The organism is Aeromicrobium sp. PFPM2_SD2 (genome assembly GCF_057364525.1).
The window spans coordinates 1-804 of record NZ_JBNFNZ010000698.1 but is presented as its reverse complement, the minus strand read 5'-3'; the positions used below and the strand labels follow the sequence as shown (position 1 = coordinate 804).

The 804-nt window shown below is 75.7% G+C and carries 1 protein-coding gene and 1 pseudogene; both read right to left on the bottom strand.

What is annotated here, in order from left to right; translation table 11 throughout:
• Nucleotides 1-180: hypothetical protein (locus tag AC2W7G_RS17555; protein ID WP_485869566.1), on the bottom strand; the 180-nt coding region annotated here is incomplete at its 3' end.
• 28 nt (nucleotides 181-208) lie between these two features.
• Nucleotides 209-804 (bottom strand): annotated as a pseudogene (locus tag AC2W7G_RS17550) (4-(cytidine 5'-diphospho)-2-C-methyl-D-erythritol kinase); the annotation flags it as partial.

Below are 804 nucleotides of genomic sequence, written 5' to 3'. Positions count from 1 at the left end.
CTCGTCGGGCTCGAGCCGGCCGGCCAGCCAGGCGCATGGAGCGTGGACTTGCCCGTTCGGCCGTTGCGGCCGGACGACGCCGACGCGGTCGCCCTCGTCGAGGCCGAGCGAGACGCCGTCGATGACGCGGCGGGTCGGGAACTCCAGGCCGAGGTTCTCGGCGCCCAGGAGGTGGGCCATCAGGCGGTGCGGGTCGGGTTGGTCACGCCTAGACGATACGGGCGCCGTTCACCGGGCCGTACGCCTGGACCACCTCGGTGACGGCCTCGGACCCCTCGAGGAACGCGGCCAGCTCGGTGGCGTGCTCCTCGTCGGCGGCCAGGAACATGACCGTGGGCCCGGAGCCGGAGACGAGCGCCCCGAGCGCGCCGGCCTGACGTCCGGCGCGGACGGTCTCGTGCAGGCCGGGCCGCAGCGAGAACGCCGCCCGCTCCAGGTCGTTGCTCAGGCTGGTGCCCAGCGCCTCGGGGTCGCCGGCGCGCAGCGCCGCCAGGACGCTCGCGGGCACCTCGGGCGCCGGCACGGTGTCGTCGTGGCGCAGGCGGTCGAGCTCGGCGTAGACCGCCGGGGTGGACAGTCCCTCGTCGGAGATGGCGAACACCCAGTGGTACGTGCCGCGGGCCAGCACGGGGCTGAGCACCTCGCCGTGCCCCGAGCCCATCGCGATGCCCCCGGTGAGCGAGAACGGGACGTCGCTGCCGAGCGCGACGGCGAGCTCGACGAGCTCGGGCCGGGTCAGGCCGGTGCCCCACAGGTCGTTGCAGGCGACGAGGCGCCGGCCGCGTCGGCCGACCCCCCGGCCAT